18 protein-coding genes and 1 other RNA gene are annotated in these 20,287 nt (G+C 67.2%); 7 read left to right on the top strand and 12 right to left on the bottom strand.

The annotated features are described in order from the left end of the window. Positions 1-145 precede the first annotated feature (145 nt). From BoBH3_RS14440 to BoBH3_RS14460, 5 genes are all read right to left on the bottom strand, one after another. Positions 146-1,924: a peptidoglycan D,D-transpeptidase FtsI family protein gene (locus BoBH3_RS14440; RefSeq protein WP_410050603.1), complete on the bottom strand. Its 1,779-nt coding sequence runs from the start codon at positions 1,922-1,924 to the stop codon at positions 146-148. After that, a complete protein-coding gene (gene ftsL, locus BoBH3_RS14445; protein ID WP_262331510.1) occupies positions 1,921-2,307 on the bottom strand; it encodes a cell division protein FtsL in 387 nt (128 codons plus the stop codon). The genes BoBH3_RS14440 and ftsL overlap by 4 nt, the downstream gene beginning before the upstream one ends. A gap of 3 nt (positions 2,308-2,310) precedes the next feature. Continuing rightward, positions 2,311-3,351 carry a 16S rRNA (cytosine(1402)-N(4))-methyltransferase RsmH gene (rsmH, locus tag BoBH3_RS14450; RefSeq protein WP_410050604.1) on the bottom strand — a complete coding sequence of 347 codons (1,041 nt, stop codon included), beginning with the start codon at positions 3,349-3,351 and terminating at the stop codon, positions 2,311-2,313. After that, the gene (locus tag BoBH3_RS14455) at positions 3,348-3,845 is read right to left on the bottom strand and encodes a division/cell wall cluster transcriptional repressor MraZ (protein WP_262331511.1); all 498 of its coding nucleotides are present in this window, start codon (positions 3,843-3,845) and stop codon (positions 3,348-3,350) included. Before BoBH3_RS14455 ends, rsmH begins: the two co-directional genes overlap by 4 nt. Positions 3,846-4,360: 515 nt before the next feature. Beyond that, positions 4,361-4,849 carry a MarR family winged helix-turn-helix transcriptional regulator gene (locus tag BoBH3_RS14460; RefSeq protein ID WP_262331512.1) on the bottom strand — a complete coding sequence of 163 codons (489 nt, stop codon included), beginning with the start codon at positions 4,847-4,849 and terminating at the stop codon, positions 4,361-4,363. 149 nt (positions 4,850-4,998) lie between these two features. Between BoBH3_RS14460 and BoBH3_RS14465 the strand changes: the two genes are divergently transcribed. After that, on the top strand, positions 4,999-5,421 hold the full coding sequence (locus BoBH3_RS14465) for an organic hydroperoxide resistance protein (RefSeq protein ID WP_262331513.1): 423 nt from the start codon (positions 4,999-5,001) through the stop codon (positions 5,419-5,421). 190 nt (positions 5,422-5,611) lie between these two features. On the opposite strand, the gene rnpB is transcribed toward BoBH3_RS14465, so the two are convergent. Further along, positions 5,612-6,018, bottom strand: an RNA gene (gene rnpB, locus BoBH3_RS14470) — RNase P RNA component class A. Between the two features lie 163 nt (positions 6,019-6,181). After that, positions 6,182-6,730, bottom strand: coding sequence for a lytic transglycosylase domain-containing protein (locus BoBH3_RS14475; protein ID WP_262331514.1), 549 nt, complete (start codon positions 6,728-6,730; stop codon positions 6,182-6,184). 469 nt (positions 6,731-7,199) lie between these two features. Between BoBH3_RS14475 and BoBH3_RS14480 the strand changes: the two genes are divergently transcribed. The 6 genes from BoBH3_RS14480 (at position 7,200) to BoBH3_RS14505 (ending at position 13,502) form a co-directional block, all read left to right on the top strand. After that, entirely contained in the window at positions 7,200-7,949 is a 750-nt protein-coding gene (locus tag BoBH3_RS14480; protein WP_262331515.1) for a molecular chaperone DjiA, read from the top strand. Between the two features lie 4 nt (positions 7,950-7,953). Further along, on the top strand, positions 7,954-8,742 hold the full coding sequence (locus BoBH3_RS14485; RefSeq protein WP_262331516.1) for a peptidoglycan recognition protein family protein: 789 nt from the start codon (positions 7,954-7,956) through the stop codon (positions 8,740-8,742). A 103-nt stretch (positions 8,743-8,845) separates the two neighbouring features. Beyond that, positions 8,846-10,495 (top strand): efflux RND transporter periplasmic adaptor subunit, encoded by a 1,650-nt coding sequence (locus tag BoBH3_RS14490; protein ID WP_262331517.1) that lies wholly within the window; start codon positions 8,846-8,848, stop codon positions 10,493-10,495. Between the two features lie 11 nt (positions 10,496-10,506). Then, the gene (locus BoBH3_RS14495) at positions 10,507-11,256 is read left to right on the top strand and encodes an ABC transporter ATP-binding protein (protein WP_262331518.1); all 750 of its coding nucleotides are present in this window, start codon (positions 10,507-10,509) and stop codon (positions 11,254-11,256) included. Beyond that, positions 11,253-12,485: an ABC transporter permease gene (locus BoBH3_RS14500; RefSeq protein ID WP_262331519.1), complete on the top strand. Its 1,233-nt coding sequence runs from the start codon at positions 11,253-11,255 to the stop codon at positions 12,483-12,485. The genes BoBH3_RS14495 and BoBH3_RS14500 overlap by 4 nt, the downstream gene beginning before the upstream one ends. Before the next feature lie 72 nt (positions 12,486-12,557). After that, positions 12,558-13,502 carry a diguanylate cyclase domain-containing protein gene (locus tag BoBH3_RS14505; protein WP_262331520.1) on the top strand — a complete coding sequence of 315 codons (945 nt, stop codon included), beginning with the start codon at positions 12,558-12,560 and terminating at the stop codon, positions 13,500-13,502. 3 nt (positions 13,503-13,505) lie between these two features. On the opposite strand, the gene BoBH3_RS14510 is transcribed toward BoBH3_RS14505, so the two are convergent. The 5 genes from BoBH3_RS14510 to BoBH3_RS14530 all read right to left on the bottom strand — a co-directional run bounded on the left by BoBH3_RS14510 (position 13,506) and on the right by BoBH3_RS14530 (position 20,092). Continuing rightward, on the bottom strand, positions 13,506-13,949 hold the full coding sequence (locus BoBH3_RS14510; RefSeq protein WP_262331521.1) for a GNAT family N-acetyltransferase: 444 nt from the start codon (positions 13,947-13,949) through the stop codon (positions 13,506-13,508). Continuing rightward, complete coding sequence (locus BoBH3_RS14515; protein WP_262331522.1) at positions 13,949-14,257, bottom strand: alkylphosphonate utilization protein; 309 nt, start codon at positions 14,255-14,257, stop codon at positions 13,949-13,951. Before BoBH3_RS14515 ends, BoBH3_RS14510 begins: the two co-directional genes overlap by 1 nt. A gap of 153 nt (positions 14,258-14,410) precedes the next feature. Beyond that, complete coding sequence (gene metH, locus BoBH3_RS14520) at positions 14,411-18,163, bottom strand: methionine synthase (RefSeq protein WP_262331523.1); 3,753 nt, start codon at positions 18,161-18,163, stop codon at positions 14,411-14,413. A 4-nt stretch (positions 18,164-18,167) separates the two neighbouring features. Continuing rightward, positions 18,168-19,079 carry a methylenetetrahydrofolate reductase [NAD(P)H] gene (gene metF / locus BoBH3_RS14525; RefSeq protein ID WP_262331524.1) on the bottom strand — a complete coding sequence of 304 codons (912 nt, stop codon included), beginning with the start codon at positions 19,077-19,079 and terminating at the stop codon, positions 18,168-18,170. Then, the gene (locus BoBH3_RS14530) at positions 19,079-20,092 is read right to left on the bottom strand and encodes an ArsR/SmtB family transcription factor (protein WP_262331525.1); all 1,014 of its coding nucleotides are present in this window, start codon (positions 20,090-20,092) and stop codon (positions 19,079-19,081) included. Before BoBH3_RS14530 ends, metF begins: the two co-directional genes overlap by 1 nt. Positions 20,093-20,287: the final 195 nt, after the last annotated feature.

Genomic DNA, 20,287 nt, shown 5'->3' on the forward strand with positions numbered 1-20,287 from the left:
TATCCGGCAACAGGGCGTCATTCTCGGGCGGAGCGAAGCGCAGACCCGAGAATCTCCAGCCGGAGGAGGTTCAGGAGCCTCTTGCGTCACGAGATGCTCGGGTCAAGCCCGAGCATGACGGCATGCGATCCGCCATCGTCAAGCCTCAGCGGGAACCCCAGGCGCCGAGCCTCGCCATCAGCGGGAAGGGCGAAGGCGGCGCGTCGAAGCGCGGCGTCAGCCCCAGCAGCGGCGCGGCACGCTCGATCAGCTTGCCCGTGGTAATGCCGGCATTCCAGGCCGCGGTCGAGTAGCCGCCGCTCTCGGCATAGCCCTTCGGCTCGTCATAGATCGCGAGGAAGAGGTACTTCGGCTTGTCCGAGGGCGCGATGGCCGTGAAGGTCGTGAAGTTCTTGTTCTTCGCATAGCGGCCGTTGATGACCTTTTCGGCCGTGCCGGTCTTGCCGCCAACGAAGTAGCCGGGAACGTCAGCCTTGCGGGCCGAGCCCTTCTCGCCGTTCAGCCGCATGATGAAGCGCATCGCCTCGGAGGTCTCGGGCTTGATGACGCGGATCGCCGTCTTCTTCGCGTCCTCCTCGCTGCGCTGCAGGAAGGTCGGCTTGATCAGGTAGCCGCCATTCACCAGCGAGCCGACCGCGGCCAGCGCCTGGATCGGCGCGACGGCGAGGCCATGGCCGAAGGCGATGGTCGCGGTGTTGATCTCGCCCCAGCGCCCGGGAACGATCGGCGCCGCGCTTTCCGGCAGCTCGGTCGTCATCCGGTCGAGCTGCCACATCTTCTTGAGGAACGCCTTGTGGCCCTCGACACCGACGGCGAGCGCCATCTTGATCGAGCCCATGTTCGACGAGTGCAGGAAGACCTCCGGCACTGTCAGCGTGCGGCCGGTGCCGTGGTATTCCTTGATGACCTGCCGGCCGAAACGCATCATGCCGCCGGCGGTCGAGTAGGTCGAATTGATGTTGGCCTTGCCGGAATCCAGCGCCATCGCGATGGTCAGCGCCTTGAAGGTCGAGCCCATCTCGTAGACGCCGACATTCATCCGGTTGATCCGGTCCTTCTCCAGCGCGTCGACGGGGGTATTCGGGTCGAAATCCGGCAGCGAGGCCAGCGCGATCATCTCGCCGGTGGTGACGTCCATGATCGCGCCCGCCGCGGCGATGGCCTTGAAGCGCTCCATGCCCTTCATCAGCTCGTCGCGCAGCAGATGCTGCACCCGCAGGTCGATCGAGAGCCGGAGCGGCTTGAGATCGGTCGATTCCGTCGCGAATCCCGCGCCGTTGAGGTCCTGCAGCCCCTGCGAGTCGATGTATTTCTCGATGCCGGCGATGCCGACATTGTCGATATTGGCGAAGCCGAGGATGTGGGCCGCCGCCGGCCCGTTCGGATAGACGCGCTTGTTCTCTGGCACGAAGCCGACGCCGGGGATGCCGAGCCGGTGAACCTCGGCCTGCTGGCGCGGCGTGATTTCGCGCTGGACCCAGACGAAGCCCTTCTTGGTGCCGAGCTTCTCGCGCAGGTCCTTGGCGTCGAGGTCCGGAAGGACGGCTGTCAGCAGCTCGGTCGCCTCGTCCTTGTCCAATATCTTGCGGGGCTCGGCGAAGACCGAGACCGTACGGATATCGGTCGCCATCACCTCGCCGTTGCGGTCGACGATGTCCGGCCGCGCGGCGGAGGTGGCCGTGGCGGTCGCGCGGCGCAGGCCGACCTGCTCGTTCGGCAGCGTCGCCAGCATCACGAGCCGGCCCGTGATGCCGGCGAACAACACGGTGAAGCCGAGGATGATGAGGCCGACGCGCGGCTCGCTCTTCTCTCCGCTCATGCGGAAGACGTCGCGCAGCCAGGAGAGGCGCCCGCGCCGCGGCGCAGTCTGAGTGGCCTCGCTCGCCTCGTCCATCGCCGCCTCGTTCTCCGTCTGGTGGGTCATGGCAAGGGCCCGGGCGTCGTGCCGCCTGCCTTGGTGCTCTTCGGCGTCTCGGTGGGAACCCCCAGCCCGAGATCCTCGAGCTTGCGGCCGATGGTATCGACCTTCGGGCCGCGATTGGGAATTTCGGAGGCCTTCACGACCTGCGTCGCGGCGAAGGCCTGCAAATCGAGATGCCGCTCGGCCAGCGTCTGGATGCGGTCCGGCCGGTTGAGGAACTGCCACTCGGCCTTGAGCACGGCGATAGCGTCGCGCTCGCGCTGGGTCTTGGCCCGGATCTTCTGGAGCTGCTCGTTCTCGAGCGTCGTCTCGTATTTGACGGAATAGGCATAGACCGCCGAGGAGACCAGCGCGCCGATCGCGATGACATGCAGGAGCTTGATCACGCTTCAGGGCCTCCGGCGCGGCTGCGGATCGGGAACGGTCGAGAGCGCGACGAGCCCCGGCTCGGCCCGCCTTGCGGGGGCGGCATTGCGTTCGGCGGCGCGCAGCTTGGCCGAGCGAGCCCGCGGATTGGCCCGCATCTCGGCCTCGGAAGGCGCGACCGCGCCCTTGACGACGAGGCTGAAGGTCGGTTGCGCCGCCGCGACGGCTGGCGCATGGCGGGAGCCCGTCGGCACCCGGCCGGAGCGCTCGGCGAAGAACTGCTTGACGATGCGGTCCTCCAGCGAATGGAAGGTCACAACGACCAAACGCCCGCCCGGCTTGAGCACGGTTTCGGCCGCATGCAGCGCCCTGACCAGTTCGCCAAGCTCGTCATTGACCGCGATGCGCAAGGCCTGGAACACTCGCGTCGCCGGATGCGCACCGCCAGGCTCCCCGCGCACGATGCCGGCGACGAGGTCCGCGAGCTGCTTCGTCGTGGCAATAGGCGCCTTGCGCCTGGCCTCGATCACGGCGCGTGCCACGGCGCGCGAGCGGCGCTCCTCGCCGTAATGGTAGAAGATGTTCGCCAGCAGCCCTTCCTCGGCCTCGTTGACGATGTCGGCGGCGCTCTGCCCCGCCCCGCTCATGCGCATGTCGAGCGGCCCGTCGAAGCGGAACGAGAAGCCGCGCTCCGCCTGATCGATCTGCATCGAGGATATGCCGATATCGAGCACGACGCCGTCGAGCGGGGCCATGCCATGGCGCTCCGCTTCCTCGGCAAGTTCCCCGAAGCAGGCCTGCGAAAGCTTCAGCCGCCCGCCCATCGCGGCAACGAGTTCGGCGCCGCCGGCGATCGCGGTCGGATCGCGGTCGAGCCCGAGCAGCGTCGCGCTGGGTGCGACCTCCAGGATCGCGCGCGAATAGCCACCCGCACCGAAAGTGCCGTCGAGATAGCGCCCGCCGGCCTTGGGCGCGAGCGCCTCCAGCACCTCGGCCAGAAGCACGGGCACATGACGGGCCGGTCCGCCAATGGCTCCACCGGGGTGGTCGCCATTGCCCGTCATGTGCCCGCACCCCCGGCCGGAGGGACCAGCCCTCCGGCAGAAGGAACGAGGCCGCCAAGCGTCCGCTTGACGTCGCGCAGCCGTGTCCGCGCCGCATCGAGATGCGCGCGGAAGCGTTCCGGCTCCCAGATCTGGAATTTGTGGCCGTGCCCGACGAAGGTCACGGCATCGCCGATGCCGGCATGCGCCTTCAGCGCCTCGCTCAGCATGATACGCCCCTCCGGATCGACCTTCAGCACCTCCGAGGTGCCGTTGAGCGCCGTCGAAAGCAGCTCCCACTCGTCCGAAAAGGGCGAGAAGCGCGCCAGGATGTCGTCGATCGTCGCCCGCAGCGCGTTGCCGCCGGCATCCAGCGCCGGCAGGTCGAGCCCCTGATGGACGTAGAGCCCCTCGTACCCGTCCTTGGCCAGGACGGAGCGGAAACCGGAAGGAATGGAGACGCGCCCCTTGGCGTCGAGCCGATTGGTGAAGTTCGAGACGAAGCGGTCCGTCAACGCCGCCTCCCGGCCTGCTCTTCACATCTTCGCCGCGCCAAACGGCGGGCGGCGGAAAGTCGCCCCGTCGAAGCAGGCAAAGCTCAGGCGAGGGCCAAATTCCGCGCGGCACACGGAGCTTGACCTGACGATTGCCTGCCGGCTTCGACGGGATGATTTGGGATAGCATGGGCGATCATGGGCGTCAATGGAATCGCAAGCGCGAAGCAGCACCGGCGACGACTCCGGATCATCACAGACTGTTAAGGTTAAGTATCCGTAAATCATGCGGAATCGGCCCTGTCCCATGCCCGTGGGGCAGCGGCGAAGTCCGAGAACGGCTGAAGAAAAATTTCGAGGCCAGCGCCGGGCGTCATGCTCGGGCTCGGCCCGAGCATCGCAGGACGGAAAAGCGCCCTCTCCGCCGTCATTGCGAGGAGCAAAGCGACGACGCAATCCAGGAGGGCTGGGTCGAGCGATTTAGCGCAATCCCCCTGGATTGCTTCGCTGCGCTCGCAATGACGAAAGGCCCGGCCCTACTCCTCCCGCGACGACGCCAGAAGCGCGTCCCTGACCCGTGCCAGCCCCTCGCGCAGATCCCCGGCGCCAGGGGCCGTCGGCCCGAGCGCGCAGCCGATCGCCTCCTGCACGCCCTGCCCCTGCGCGCGCATCGCATCGCCCTTACCGGTCAGCCGGATGCGGACCTGCCGCTCGTCGGCCGCATCGCGCTCGCGTCGAATGAGCTCGGCGCTCTCCAGCCGCTTCAGCAGCGGCGTCAGCGTGCCGGAATCGAGCATCAGCTTTTCGCCCAGCGCCTTCACGGTCGGGCCGTCATCCTCCCACAATGCGAGCATGACGAGATATTGCGGATAGGTCAGGCCAAGCGCGGCCAGGATCGGGCGATAGGCCCGGTTGAAGGCGTGGCTCGCCTGATAAACCGCAAAGCACAGCTGCTGCCCCAGCCGCGGCGCAACGCCCTCGCCCGTGCCCGCGCCTTCGACCGTGCCTTTGCCCTTCTGCGCCATCTCACCCTCACCGACCGCGTCAGCCTCCACGCAAAGCCTAAACCGGCCTCGTAATCAACTGTCGCCTCGCTTCAAATTTAGTTGTTGACAATCTAATTGCACACAATCTAAATAGCAACCATCGACCCGCAGACAGACAGGAGCACCCCATGAAGATCCTCTACACCGCCCATGGTTCCGCCACCGGCGGCCGCGAAGGCCAGGCCGCGACCGATACCGGCAACGTCAAGCTCGTGCTGAACACCCCGAAGGAGCTCGGCGGCAGCGGCGGCGAGGGCACCAACCCGGAGCAGCTCTTTTCGATGGGCTATTCGGCCTGCTTCCTGGGCGCGCTGAAGTTCGTCGCCGGCAAGGAGAAGATCGCGATCCCGGCGGAAGCCAAGGTCAGCGCCGATGTCGGCATCGGCCCGCGCGACGACGGCCAGGGCTTCGGCATCGCCGCGAAGCTGACCATCTCGATCCCCGGCCTCGACAAGGCCGTGGTCGAGGACCTCGTCAAGAAGGCGCATGTGGTCTGCCCCTATTCGCATGCGACGCGGGGCAACATCGAGACCGAGACGGTCGTCGCGTAAGGCGAAGACTTCCGACTGAAGCGCCGTCATCCCGGACGCAGCGAAGCGGAGATCCGGGATCCATCGAAGAGCGCCGCGCTTTATGATGGATTCCGGGTCGACCTTTGGCCGCCCGGGGCGACCCGCGTTCTGGAAAGATACGCAGAAAGTCGCGCGAGATGCCCGCCGGAGCAGAATTCACGACGGTAGAGGTGCCAGTCGGCCTGTAAGCCGGGTTCTGGATGGCTGCAGGATTTCTCCCGCAACGTGACGGCCATTCCTCTGGGACGCACATTGCTGCGCGCCTCGAGCAACCAACCCGGACGACAAGGCCCAGAAACAGGCCCCTCCCCGCTTGCGCGGAAAGCATCGTCCCTATTCGGTTTTGCTCCCGGTGGGGCTTGCCATGCCGTCCCCGTTGCCGGGTCCGCGGTGCGCTCTTACCGCACCTTTTCACCCTTACCTCGCCGGAAAAGCCGAAGCTCTCCAGCGCGAGGCGGTTCGATCTCTGTGGCGCTTTCCCTGGGGTCGCCCCCGCCGGACGTTATCCGGCACCGTGTTTCCGTGGAGCCCGGACTTTCCTCCCTCGCGAACGAGAGCGGCCGTCCGGCCGACTGGCGAGGGGGGAATGCGCGCTGGCGGGGCCGGCGTCAAGCACGGGCCGCAGAGCAGAGCATTTTCAAGCGAAGCGGACACCGGTTCGCGTGAAGAAAATGCGCCAAGACAAATAGCTGCAGCGCTTCAGCGGTTCGGAGAAACGCGGAAGCGCTGCAGGCGATCGTCAGTTGCTCGCCGTGATCGTGCGCACCTTCGAGCAATAGGTGCGGTTGGCGCCGCTCATGCGGGTGGTCATGTGCCCGCTCTGATATTTCATCACGGTGCGGCAGGTGTCGCCGCCTGCGAGCCGGTAAGCCTGCGCCAGATACTTCATGGCGTAGCGGGCATTGGTCTCGGCATCGAGCAGGCCGGCAGCGCTGCCGCTATAGCCCATGCCCCGCGCCGTCTGATGACGGATCTGCATCAGCCCGTAATTGCCGGCATGCGAAGCGCGCGGATTGTAGCGGCTCTCGATCCGGACGACGGCATCGGCCAGCGAGAACGGCACGCCATTGGCCGCGGCATGGCGGGCGACGATCGCCTTGATGCCCTCGGAACCGGCGGGAGCGGCCAGCGCACGGCTGCTACGGGTTTCGGTCTTCGCCTCGTCGCGAGCAACCGACCAGCTCGCCTCGGAGGCGACACGCTTGCCGCCCGTCGCCTCGGCCTTGGCGCGAGCGATCTCGGCCTCACGAACAATGAAGGCCCGGGCGTCCGTTTCGGCGTTAACCATTTCGCTGGCCGAAGCGGCCGAAGCGAGGCTAATCAGGCACGCCGCAGCGAGACTACCGCAGATATATTTCATGTTGAACTCAACCCCATATCGCCATGACTGGCTGGTGGGGCCATTCAACTGATAGCAGAATGTGACGATAATCTGGCGCATTGCATGGAAAAACACAGAAAAAAATACATCAACAGGACTCTATGCTATATTTAACTATTCAGTATCCATATGTATTTTTGGGGCAACAAAGCTTGAGCCGGCCAACCACCCAAGAACGAATCAAGCAAGCGCCGGATTCGCCCAATTTCCGCCTTAATTCAGCCGACGAACCATACCGGGGCTGAGGCGTTGTGGTTTCGGGGCTGCTCGGCTTCGGTCGGGGCGCGGCGCGGCAGGTGGTCGCGGGGTGCGCTCTTGCATCCGCGCCGGGGCTTCTCACATCATCCGGCCGGGCTTCCAGGGGATATCTGTCTTGATGGCTTCAACGTTCTGGGGCGCGCTCGGCGGCGGCGGACTCGGGCTCGTGGTCGGCGGACCGCTCGGCGCGCTGCTCGGGGCGCTTGCCGGCCATGTCCTGGTCGACCGGGAAGGCGCGCCGTTCGGCCCGGCGCCGCGGCAGCTCGTCTTCACCACGGGCCTCGTCGCGCTGGCGGCCAAGATGGCGCGCTCTGACGGCGTCGTGACCTGCGACGAGATCACCGCCTTTCGCCGCATCGTCGAGGTTCCGGCCGACCAGCAGGAGCGCATCGAGAGCCTGTTCGACCTCGCCAAGCAGACCAGCGCCGGCTTCGAGGCCTATGCCGGGCAGATCGCGAGCGCTTTCCATGACGAACCAGCCCTGCTGGAGGACGTGCTGGACGGGCTCTTCCTGATCGCTGCGGCCGACGGGGCGATCCATGAGGCTGAGCACGCCTATCTGCGCTCCGTGGCAGCGATCTTCGCCATCTCGGACAAGGATTTCGCCCGTATCGAGGCCCGCCACGCGCGCCGCCCGGACGATCCCTATCTCGTCCTCGGCGCCAATCGCGATATGGGTGATGCCGAGCTGAAGCGGCTCTATCGCCGTCTGGTGGCCGATACGCACCCCGACCGCGAGATCGCGCGCGGCCTGCCCGAGGAAGCTGTGACGATCGCGACGAAACGGCTCTCGGCGATCAACGCCGCCTGGGATCTGATCCGCAAGGAACGCGGCCTGAGCCAGAGCCTCACGCCGGAGCCGGCCTGACCCAATGACCGACACAGCCAAGCCGGACAGCCGCTTCGCGGCCAAGGTCTTCCCTTCCCCCAACCACGGCGAGCGCAAGCTGCAAGACGGCTCGACAGACCGCCGGCCGGACATGCTGATCCTGCACTACACCGGCATGCCGGTTGCCGGCGAAGCCTTGCAATGGCTCTGCAACCCGATCTCGCAGGTCTCCTCACACTATTTCGTCTTCGAAAACGGACACACGCTCCAGCTCGTGCCGGAAGCCCGTCGCGCCTGGCATGCCGGCGCCTCCCATTGGGCCGGCGAGAGCGACATCAACTCCTGCTCGATCGGCATCGAGATCGCCAATCCCGGCCATCCCGCCGGCCTGCCCGACTTCCCGCCCGAGCAGATCGCCGCGACCCTGAACCTTTGCCGCGACATCTGCGAGCGCTGGTCGATCCCGCCCGAGCGCGTTCTCGCCCATTCCGACGTGGCGCCCGGCCGCAAGATCGACCCCGGCGAGAAATTCCCCTGGCGGCACTTTGCCGAGGGCGGCGTCGGCCTCTGGGCCGAGCCCGCGCCGATCCACGGCGGCCGCTACTTCGCGCGCGGCGATGCCGGCCAGCCGGTCGAAGCCCTGCAGGCGATGTTCGCCATGCTCGGCTACGGCGTGGCGGTCGACGGCATCTATGACGAGAAGCTGGAGGCCGTGGTCGCGGCCTTCCAGCGCCATTGGCGGCCGCAGACAGTCGACGGCGTCGCCGATTCCTCGACGATCACGACGCTGCGCGACCTGCTGGCGACGACGCAAGGGTCCCGCACCGCCTGACCCGAAGCTCTCCCAAAGATTGCAGGAAGTTAACTCGCGGACAGTCGCCGTTTCTGTCAATCTGCGGCCCTTATGGCGCTTTGCGCCGACAAGGGGGCAGACCTTGCGTAGATGGCTGATCGCATCGGGAGTGATCGTGCTGGCGGCAGCCGGAGGCTATTGGGCGCTGCGCCCGGCCGGCGGCGCTGCCAATGAACCCGCTTACCGCACAGCTTCGCTGGACCGCGGCCGCATCACCGCGGCAGTGCGCGCCACCGGCACGCTGACCCCGGTCACGACCGTCCTCGTCGGCTCCCAGCTCTCCGGGCAGATCGTAGAGATCCTGGTCGACTACAACTCGCAGGTGAAGGCGGGCCAGGTCGTCGCGCGGCTCAACAGCGATCAGATCAGGACGCGCCGGGACGCTGCCCAGGCCGATCTGGAGCAGGCGAAGGCCGACCTCACCGTCAAGCGCGCCCAGCTCGAACGCGCCCGCACCGCCCGCACCAAGGCCGATTCCGTCATCCGCGACATCGAGGCCCAGCGCGACCGGACCACCGCGCAGCTCAACGATGCCAAGCGCACCTTCGATCGTCAGAACGAGCTGTTCAGCCGCAGCACCGGCTCCCAGCAGAATCTCGACACGGCCCGGACGCAGGTCGAGATACAGACGGCGACTCTGACCTCCAACGAGGCACAGCTCACCTCGGCCCGCGCTGAGTTGAAAGGGCTCGATGCCGACATCCAGCTCGCCGAGGGCCAGGTCCAGTCCGGCCTCGCTTTGATCGGCAGCCGCGAGGCCAAGCTGCGCGACATCCTGATCGACCTCGAGCGCACCGACATCCGCTCGCCGGTGGACGGCGTCGTCGTCCAGCGCCAAGTCGATCTCGGCCAGACGGTCGCGGCCTCCCTCTCCGCGCCGACCCTGTTCCAGATCGCACAGGACCTGCGCACCATCGACATCTACGCCAATATCGACGAGGCCGATGTCGGCCGGCTGAAGCCGGGCCAGCCGGTCTCCTTCACCGTCAACGCCTATCCGAACCGCAATTTCCAGGGCCGCGTCGAGATGGTCCGTCTCGGCGCCCAGACCATCCAGAACGTCGTGACCTATACCGGCATCGTCCGCGTCGAGAACCGCGACATGGCCCTGCTGCCGGGCATGACCGCGAATTTGCAGGTCGTGACCGAGGACCGGCCCGACGTGCTGCGCGTCCCGAACGCAGCCCTGCGCTTCCGCCCCGCGGGCGCTGCTGCCGTGGCCTCTACCACGGCCGCCGGCCCCGAAGGCGAGCGCGGCCCGCGCGCCGGTATCGCGCTGCGCGAGCGGATCGAGGCCGAGCTGCAACCGACCGCCGAGCAGAAGCAGGCAATCGCCGAGATCCTGAAGGACCGCCGCGGCACCCGCGAGGCCATGGCCGGCCTCTCGCAGGAGGAGCGGCGCGCCGCCTTCCGCGCCGCGCGCACCGAGCTCGTCGCCAAGATCGGCGCCGTCCTCGATCCCGAGCGGCGCGCGAAGTTCGAGGCGATCATGCAGGAGGGCGCGGCCGCCCCGCGGCAAGGCGTGCCGGGCCGGCTCTATGTCCTCGACGGGGCGGGTCAGCCCAAGCCGGTTCCGGTCATGCTCGGCCCGACCGACGGTGCTTTCACCGAACTGCTCGGCGGCGAGGTCAAGGACGGCGCACTGGTCGTCATCGGCGGTGGTCCGCGCGTCACCACCGCGCCCGAGCAGCCGGCGGTGCGCCCCCGCGGCGGCGCGCCGCGGCTGTTCTGAGGGCACCGGCGATGCCCCTGATCGAAACCCGCGATCTCTCCCGCGTCTACGACCTCGACTCCGGCCGGGTTACGGCGCTGGACCGCGTCTCGCTCGCCATTGAGGCCGGCGACCTCGTGGCGGTGATGGGCCCCTCCGGCTCGGGCAAGTCCACCTTCATGAACCTCATCGGCTGCCTCGACCGGCCGAGCGGCGGGCATTATCGGCTCGATGGCGTCGCGGTCGAGACGCTGTCGGGCGACGGGCTGGCGAGCCTGCGCAACCGCAAGCTCGGCTTCGTCTTCCAGCAGTTCAACCTGCTGCCGCGCATCGACGCCTGCGCCAATGTCGAACTGCCGATGGTCTATGCCGGCGTCGCACGCGCCGAGCGGAAGCGGCGCGCCCTGGCGGCACTCGCGCGCGTCGGCCTCGCCGAGCGGGCCCATCACCGGCCGATGCAGCTTTCCGGCGGCCAGCAGCAGCGCGTCGCCATCGCCCGCGCCCTCGTCAACGAGCCTCGCCTGCTTCTTGCCGACGAGCCGACCGGCGCCCTCGACAGCCGCACGGCGCTGGAAATCCTCGCCCTTTTCCAGGAGCTCAACCGCGAAGGCGTCACGGTCGTCCTCGTCACCCACGATGCCGAGGTCGCGCGCCATGCCCGCAGGCTGATCCGCTTCCGCGACGGGCATCTTCTGAGCGATACGCGGCAGGAGCCGGCTGATGCCCGCGGCGCGCTCATGGCGCTCGATACCGGCGCGGTTCTGCCGGAGGCCGCGGCATGAGCCTCCTCGAAGCCCTGCGTTCCGCCCTCTCGGCCATCGGCGCCAACGCGCTGCGCTCGGCGCTGACCATGCTCGGCATCATCATCGGCGTCGCCGCCGTCATCGCCATGGTCGCGATCGGCTCCGGCGCGCGCGAGCGTGTCACCGGGCAGATCAAGTCGCTGGGCGCCAACCTCGCGATCATCCAGTCCGGCAACGTCACGCAGGGCGGCGTTCGCCTCGGCGCCGGCGCTTCCTCCACCCTCACCGACGAGGATGCCGCGGCGATCCTCAACGAGGTCGAGGATGTCACCGCCGCTGCCCCCGTCATCGTCACCCGTGCCCAGGCCGTCTATGCCGGCACCAACTGGTCGACGCAGATCACCGCGACCGATCTCGACTTCTTCGCCGCCCGCGAATGGGACATTGCCGAGGGCCGGCTGTTCGAGCCCGAGGAGCTGCGCAAGGGCGAGATCGTCGCCGTGATCGGGCAGACGGTCGCTCGCAATCTCTTCGGCGAGGAGAACCCGCTCGACCAGCAGTTCCGCATCCGCAACGTGCCCTTCAAGGTCATCGGCGTGATGGCGCCCAAGGGCCAGTCGGCACTGGGGCAGGACCAGGACGACGTCATCTTCGTGCCGCTCGACACCGGCCGGCGCCGCATCGTCGGGCGCAACTATGCGCGTGATCGCTCCGTTCAGAGCATCATGGTGAAGTTCGCCAATGAGGAGGCGATCAATCCGGGCATCGCCGGGGTCTCCGCCCTGCTGCGGCAGCGCCACCGCCTGCCTGAGGATCAGGAGGACGACTTCACCATCCGCAACCTGACCGAGATCGCCAATACGGCGACCGCCGCCGCGACCACCCTCTCCTGGCTGCTGGCCGCCGTTGCGGCCGTGTCGCTGCTCGTCGGCGGCATCGGCATCATGAACATCATGCTGGTCTCGGTGACGGAGCGCACCCGTGAGATTGGCCTCAGGCTCGCTGTCGGCGCGCGCCAGAGCGCGGTCCTGACCCAGTTCCTGATCGAGGCGACGACGCTCGCGACCATCGGTGGCGCAGCCGGCGTCGCGCTCGGCGTCGCCGCCGCATTGACCATTGCCCGAATCGCCGGCTGGCCCTCCGTGATCTCGATCGAGACGATCCTGATCGCGGTCGGCGTCTCCGGGCTGATCGGCGTCTTCTTCGGCTTTTACCCGGCGAGACGCGCCGCGCGGCTCGACCCCATCGAAGCGCTGCGCAGAGAATAAGGCGGCGCAAGAATCCGTTAACCAGACGATCCTAGGTTGCAATTTGTCGACAGGGCAGCCGGGAGAAGCACCTTGAACAGCCTGCGACCAGCCCCCGCCGCAACGTTTCTGGACGGAGCCGTCCAGCCCGGCGCGATCGGCGCCTGGGAATGCAACCTTGCCAACAACGCACTGACCTGGACCGACGGCGTCTACGATCTCTTTGGCCTGCGCCGCGGCAGCGAGATTTACCGCAGCTCAACCCTGGACCTCTATGAAGAGAGCTCGCGCCGCGAGATGGAGCGCCTGCGCGCCAGCGCCATCCGCGAGGGCCGGGGCTTCGCGCTCGATTGCCGGATCGTGACGGCCGCCGGGGAGAAGCGCTGGATGCGCCTCGTCGTCGGCGTCGGCCACCAGAACGGCCGGCCGTTCCGCATTTTCGGCTCCAAGCAAGATATCACGGCCGAGAAGGAATTATGGACGGGCCTCTCCGCCCGCGCGCGGGGCGAGCCCCTCACGAGCGTCACCGCCCGTTCCGGCCTCGGCGATGCGTTGCGCCATGTGCAACCCGGTCACGACGCCGCCTCGGCGCGCATCGCCCTCGTGATCTTCTCGATCGATGGCTTCGGCCCGCTTCTCGACCGCTTCGGCAAGGTTTCCGGCGGCGTCCTGGAGCGCTGCCTTGCCGAGCGGCTGAAGCGCGTCTTCCCAGACTCCCTCTCGATCGAGAAGGCCGGCGAGGGAAGCTTCACCGTGCTGCTGCGCATGCCCGGCGACCGGCGTCATCTGCAGGCGGCTCTGAACGGCATGCGCCCGCTCCTTTGCCGCCCCGTCCCGCACGGAGCCCTCGTGTTGGATTTCACCCTCTCCATCGGCGCCTCACTGGGTACGCCCGAGCGCTGCCGTGCTCCTCAGGAGCTCCTTGCCGAGGCGGAGGCCGCGCTGCTCGTTGCGGGCACGGCCGGTGGCAACTGCGTGAACATCTTCGATGGTCCCATCGCGAGGCCGCGCTTCGCCGGCAGTTCCGCGCCGGCCTGAAGCCTAGTCCAGCGTCCGTATGAAGATGATCGAACCGTCCAGGCCCCTGCCCATGTCGCGCCAGCCGTGGCGGCGATAGAAGCGCTCGGCCCGCGTGCCGCTGCCCGTGGTCAGCCAGGCCTGCGAATGGCCGGCGGCCTTCAGCCCGGCCAGCGCCGCATCCAGTAGCGCACGGCCATGGCCGTGCCCCTCATGCGCCGGATCGATGAACAGCGCCCAGATCAGCGCCGTCTGATGATTGGCGCAGCTGAAGCCCACCACCTCCCCGTCGCATTCGGCAACGAAAAAGATCGCCTGCTCGCGATACCAGTCGACCTCGGCCTGCGTGACCTTCGACGGGTCGGAGAGCTGGTTCTCGCGCACGCCCATGCGGATCGCAGTGATGCGCGGCTGATCCTCTGCCCGCGCCGGGCGAATGAGGGCCGGGTGAGCTTCCAGCGCGTTCATCAGCGCTTGCGCACGAATTCGGTGCGCAGCACCAGGCCCTTGATCGTGTCATGGCGACAATCGATCTCCTCGGGGTCGCCGGTGAGGCGGATCGAGCGGATCACCGTGCCCTGCTTGAGGGTCTGGCCGGCGCCCTTGACCTTCAGGTCCTTGATGAGGACGACGGAATCGCCATCGGCGAGCAGATTTCCGGCCGCATCCTTGACCTCGACCTGCGATGCCGCGGCGGCCGCAGCCGCAACCTCCGAAGCCGGGCGCCACTCGCCCGTCGCTTCGTCATAGACGTATTCGTCGTTGTCGTCGGCCATGACCGCCTTGCTCGTCCTGTCGCCGCCGGTCACCCCGGCCTGATCCGCGGTTAAACGAGCCGACCGGATAATTCAACAAGACACGCTTGTATAATCTGCAGCCGCAAGCCTTCCGAGCAGCACGCCACTGGCGTGCCGCTCGGGCGGAGCTCGCTACTCCGCCGCCTGCAGCCGGTAGGCCGCCGTGTCGTAGTTGAGGATCGGCGCGAGCCAGCGCTCGACCTCCTCGATGCTCATGCCCTTGCGCGCGGCATAGTCCTCGACCTGGTCGCGCTCGACCTTGGCGACGCCGAAGTAATAGGCGTCCGGATGCGAGAAATAGAGCCCGGAGACCGAGGAGCCCGGCCACATCGCGTAGCTCTCCGTCAGCTTCACGCCGACGCGCCGCTCCGCTTCCAGCAACTTGAACAGCGTCGCCTTCTCGGTGTGGTCGGGCTGGGCCGGATAACCCGGTGCCGGGCGGATGCCGTGATACTCCTCGCGGACCAACTGATCGTTCGTCAGGTTCTCGTCGGGCGCATAGCCCCAGAACTGCGTGCGCACGAGCTGGTGCATCCGCTCGGCGAAGGCTTCCGCGAAGCGGTCCGCCAGCGCCTTGACCATGATCGAGCGATAATCGTCGTTGTCGCGCGCGAACTTCTCGGAGATGCGCTCCTCCTCCGCGCCCGCCGTAACGACGAAGGCGCCGATATAGTCAGGCGACGAGCCCTCGGGCGCGACGAAGTCCGACAGGCACATGTTCGGCTTGCCGTCGCGCTTGCTGAGCTGCTGGCGCAGGCCATGGAAGGTCGCAAGCTGCTCCTGCCGGCTCTCGCCGGTATAGAGGCGGACGTCGTCGCCGACCTGATTGGCGGGCCAGAAGCCGATCACCGCCTTGGGGTTGAACCAGCGCTCATCGACGATGCGCTTCAACATCGCCTGCGCATCGTCCCACAGCGCACGGGCCGCCTCGCCCTGCTTCTCGTCCTGAAGGATGGCCGGGAAGCGCCCCTTCAGCTCCCAGGTCTGGAAGAAGGGTGTCCAGTCGATCACCGGCACGAGATCGGCAATGTCGTAGGTCCGGAAGGTGCGCGTGCCGAGGAAGCTGGGCTTCGGCGGCGCGTAGCTGGCCCAATCCGGCTTGAAGGCATTGGCGCGGGCCTTCGCGATCGGCAGGCGCTGCTTGTCGGCCTCGGAGCGGCGATGGGCGTCGGCGACCTTGGCATATTCGGCCTGCACGCCGGCGACGTAAGCAGGCTTCTGCTCGGCCGAGAGCAGGCTGGAGACGACGCCGACGGCGCGCGAGGCGTCGTTCACATGCACCGCCTGGCCCTTCTCATAGGCCGGGTGGATCTTCACCGCCGTATGAACGCGGCTCGTCGTCGCGCCACCGATCAGCAGCGGGATGTCGAAGCCCTCGCGCTCCATCTCGGAGGCGACCGTCACCATCTCGTCGAGCGAGGGGGTGATGAGGCCGGACAGCCCGATGATATCGACGTTTTCCTTGCGTGCCGTGTCGAGGATCTTCTGCGTCGGCACCATCACGCCGAGGTCGATCACCTCGTAGTTGTTACACTGGAGCACGACGCCGACGATGTTCTTGCCGATGTCGTGGACATCGCCCTTCACCGTCGCCATCAGCACCTTGCCGGCGGCGGAACGCCCGGAACCGCCGTTGAGGCGCTTCTCCTCCTCCATATAGGGCATGAGATAGGCCACGGCCTGCTTCATCACGCGGGCGGACTTCACCACCTGCGGCAGGAACATCTTGCCCGCGCCGAACAGGTCACCGACCACATTCATGCCGGACATCAGCGGGCCTTCGATGACGTGCAGCGGCTTCTCGGCCTTCTGCCGCGCCTCTTCCGTGTCGACATCGATGAATTCGGTGATGCCGGCGACGAGAGCATGCTCCAGCCGCTTCTCGACCGGAAGCTCGCGCCAGGCGAGATCCTTGCCGGATGTGGCGACGGAACCGTCGCCCTTGAAGCGGGGCGCCGCCTCCAGCAGCCGCTCGGTCGAATCCTTGCGGCGGTTGAGCACGACATCCTCGCAGAGCTCACGCAGCTCCGGGTCGAGATCGTCATAGGAGCCGAGCTGGCCCGCATTGACGATGCCCATATCCATGCCGACCTTGATGGCGTGGTACAGGAAGACCGAGTGCATCGCCTCGCGGACCTTCTCGTTGCCGCGGAACGAGAAGGACAGGTTCGAGACGCCGCCCGAGATATGGGCGTGCGGCAGGCTCTCGCGGATCGCCTTGGTCGCGTCGATGAAGTCGTTACCGTAGTTGTCGTGCTCCTCGATGCCCGTCGCCACCGCGAAGACGTTCGGGTCGAAGATGATGTCCTCCGGCGGGAAGTTGAGCTTCTCCGTCAGCAGCTTGTAGGCCCGCGTGCAGATCTCGATCTTGCGCTGGAAGGTGTCGGCCTGGCCGACCTCGTCGAAGGCCATTACGACGACGGCCGCGCCATATTGCCGGCAGATGCGCGCCTGCTCGAGAAAGGCTTCCTCGCCTTCCTTCATCGAGATCGAGTTGACGATCGGCTTGCCCTGGATCGTCTTCAGGCCCGCCTCGATCACCGGGAACTTGGAGGAGTCCACCATGATCGGCACGCGCGAGATATCGGGCTCGGAGGCGATCAGGTTGCAGAATTCGGTCATCGCCTTCTCGGAATCGAGCAGGCCTTCATCCATGTTGATGTCGATGACCTGCGCGCCGTTCGCGACCTGGTCGCGCGCCACGTCCAACGCCGCCGCATAGTCGCCGTTGGTGATGAGCTTGCGGAACTTGGCCGAGCCGGTGACGTTCGTGCGTTCGCCGATATTCACGAACGGGATCGTCTCGTCGAGCGTGAAGGGTTCCAGCCCCGCGAGCCTCAGATAGGGCTTCACCTCCGGGGGCTTGCGCGGCGACTTGCCGGCGACGGCCTGCGCGATCGCCTGGATATGGCCGGGCGTGGTGCCACAGCAGCCGCCGACGACGTTGACAAAGCCGGCATCGGCGAATTCGGCGATCATCTCTGCCGTCGCCTCCGGCCGCTCGTCATAGAGGCCGAACTCGTTCGGCAGCCCGGCGTTCGGATAGGCGCAGATCAGCGTGTCGGCGACACGCGACAGGTCCTTGATATGCGCCCGCATCTCGCGCGCGCCGAGCGCGCAGTTGAGCCCGATGGTCAGCGGCGCGGCATGGCGAACCGCGTTCCAGAACGCTTCCGTCGTCTGGCCGGAGAGCGTGCGGCCCGAGAGGTCGGTGATCGTGCCGGAGATCATCACCGGCAGGCGGATGCCCTTCTCGCGATAGACCTGCTCGATGGCGACGATCGCCGCCTTCGCGTTGAGCGTGTCGAAGATCGTCTCGATCAGCAGCAGCTCGGAGCCACCGTCGATCAGCCCCCGCACCTGCTCGGCATAGGCGTCGCGGACCTGATCGAAGGTCACCGCGCGGAAGCCGGGATTGTTGACGTCCGGGGAAATCGAGAGCGTGCGGTTGGTCGGGCCGATGGCGCCGGCGACATAGCGGCGGCGGCCGTCCTCCTTCTGCGCAATCACGGCCGCCTCGCGGGCAAGCCGTGAGCACTCGACGTTCAACTCGTAGACAATATCCTCCATGCCGTAATCGGCCTGGGCGATCGAGGTGCCGGAAAAGGTGTTGGTCTCGACGATGTCGGCGCCCGCCCGGAAATAGGCGAGATGGATGTCGCGCAGCGCCTCGGGCTGGGTCAGCGCGATGATGTCGTTGTTGCCCTTGAGATCGTGATTGAAGCCCTTGAAGCGCTCGCCGCGGAAATCCGCCTCCGAGAGCTTGAGCTCCTGGATCTGCGTGCCCATCGCGCCATCGAGCACGAGGATGCGCTGCTGCGCGGCTTCGCGCAGGGAGCGCTCGATCTCAGCGCCGTCGACGGGTGCAGGCTTGTAATCGGACATCAGTTCACTCCGCAGCCACGGCCTGCGCTGCAGGCTTCTCGGGCTTCAGGCCGACGAGATGGCAGATCGCATAGACCAGATCGGCTTTATTCATCGTGTAGAAATGCAGGTCAGAGACGCCGCGGTCGATCAGGTCCAGCACCTGCTCGGCGCAGACGGCGGCGGCGACCAGCCGGCGCGTCGCCGCGTCGTCCTCCAGCCCCTCGAAGCGGTCGGCCAGCCATTGCGGCACGCTCGCACCGGTCTTGCGGGCGAAATTCGCGGTCTGCTTGAAGTTCTGGACAGGCACGATGCCCGGCAGGATCGGGATCTCGATGCCCCGCGCCCGGACCTTGTCGAGATAGCGGAAATAGACGTCGTTATCGAAGAAGAACTGGGTGATCGCCCGCGTCGCGCCGGCATCCACCTTCTTCTGCAGAGCGTCGATATCGGCATCGAGCGAAGCGGCTTCCGGATGCTTCTCCGGATAGGCCGAGACCGTCACTTCGAAATCGCCGATGCGCCTCAGGCCCGCGACGAGGTCCGAGGTCTGGTGATAGCCGTCCGCATGCGGCTCGTAGACCGTGCCGAGCCCGCCGGCCGGGTCGCCGCGCAGCGCCACGACATGGCGAACGCCGGCATCCCAATAGGAGCGGATCACCTCGTCCACCTCGGCCTTCGAGGCCGAGACGCAGGTGAGATGCGCGGCCGGCTTCAGCCCGGTCTCGTCGACCATGCGCTTGACCGTTGCGTGGGTACGCTCGCGCGTCGAGCCACCGGCGCCGTAGGTCACGGAGACGAAGGCGGGCGAGAGCGGCTCGAGCCGGCGCACCGACTCCCACAGGGCGACCTCCATCTCCTCCGATTTCGGCGGGAAGAACTCGAAGGAGACGCGCGGGCGGCGCGTGCCGTGCCGGCTGGGGCGGAAAGCATTCATCACGCAACCTCGAGATTGATCGAACGGACCGGCGGATCGGCCTGGATACGGCGGTCGCGGCCCCGCCAGAGCATGACGGGGAGCTGGCCGGAGCCGCCATCGGCGAAAGTGACTTCCTGAGCGAGATCGCAGGAAAGCCCCGCTTCCGCAAACCAGCCGGCGATCTGCTGGCGCGAGAAACCGAGCCGGCGATGCGCATGCTCGGTGCGCAGGAATTCCATGTCGTGAGGCGCAAAATCGACGACGATCAGCCGTCCGCCCGGCGCCAGCATCGCTGCCGCCTCGCGCACCGCACGGCCGGGATCGTCGAGGAAGTGCAGCACCTGATGCACCACGACGAGATCGAAGGAGCCACGCGCGAAGGGCAGCGCATAGATGTCGCCTTGCCTGAGCTCGACGCGCGAGAGCCCGGCCTGCTCCAGATTGGCTCGCGCCACCGCCAGCATCGCATGGTTGGCGTCGACACCGACGGCACGGCCGAACCGGGGCGAGATCCGCTCCAGCATCCGGCCCGTGCCGGTGCCGAGATCGAGCATCGCGCCGTTCGTGCCCTCGCCCACCGCCGCCTCGACAGCGGCCTCGACGGCATGGTCCGGCACATGCAGCCCGCGCAGCCGGTCCCAATCGCGCGCCACGCTGGCGAAATAGCTCTGCGCGGCTTCCGCGCGGACAGCGCGCACGGCCGCGAGCCGCTCCCGGTCGGCAGCCAGCACCGGGTCCTTGAGGTCGAGCCAGGCTGCCAGCGAAGCGGCAAAGGCCCCGCCCGGCCCGGTTTCGTCGAGCCTGAAGAAGGCCCATGCCCCCTCGCGCGAGCGCCGGACGAGCCCGGCCTCGGCAAGCAGCTTGAGATGGCGGGAGATGCGCGGCTGCGACTGGCCGAGAATGTCGGTGAGGTCCGAGACCGAAAGCTCGCCCTCCGCGAGCAGCGCGAGAATGCGCAGCCGCGTCTCCTCGCCCGCGGCCCTTAAGGACGCGAGAAGCACCTCGGAGGAGAAGGTCGTCGGTTGCCGCACGCTCTCACACAGCCCGCACAAGGAAAGACATATAAAGATATGTTTATGTCGAACGTCGCGTTCGCGCAAGCGGATTATCGTACGGCGAAGAGGACGGCGTCGCCAAAGCAGGCTCGGGCAGCGCGGGGTCCCTCATCCGGGGCTCCGCGCCACCTTCTCCTCTGGGAGAAGGAAAGAGGCGTCGCGGGTCTTTCA

This window comes from Allobosea sp. BH3 (assembly GCF_025499465.1).
GTDB lineage: Bacteria > Pseudomonadota > Alphaproteobacteria > Rhizobiales > Beijerinckiaceae > Allobosea.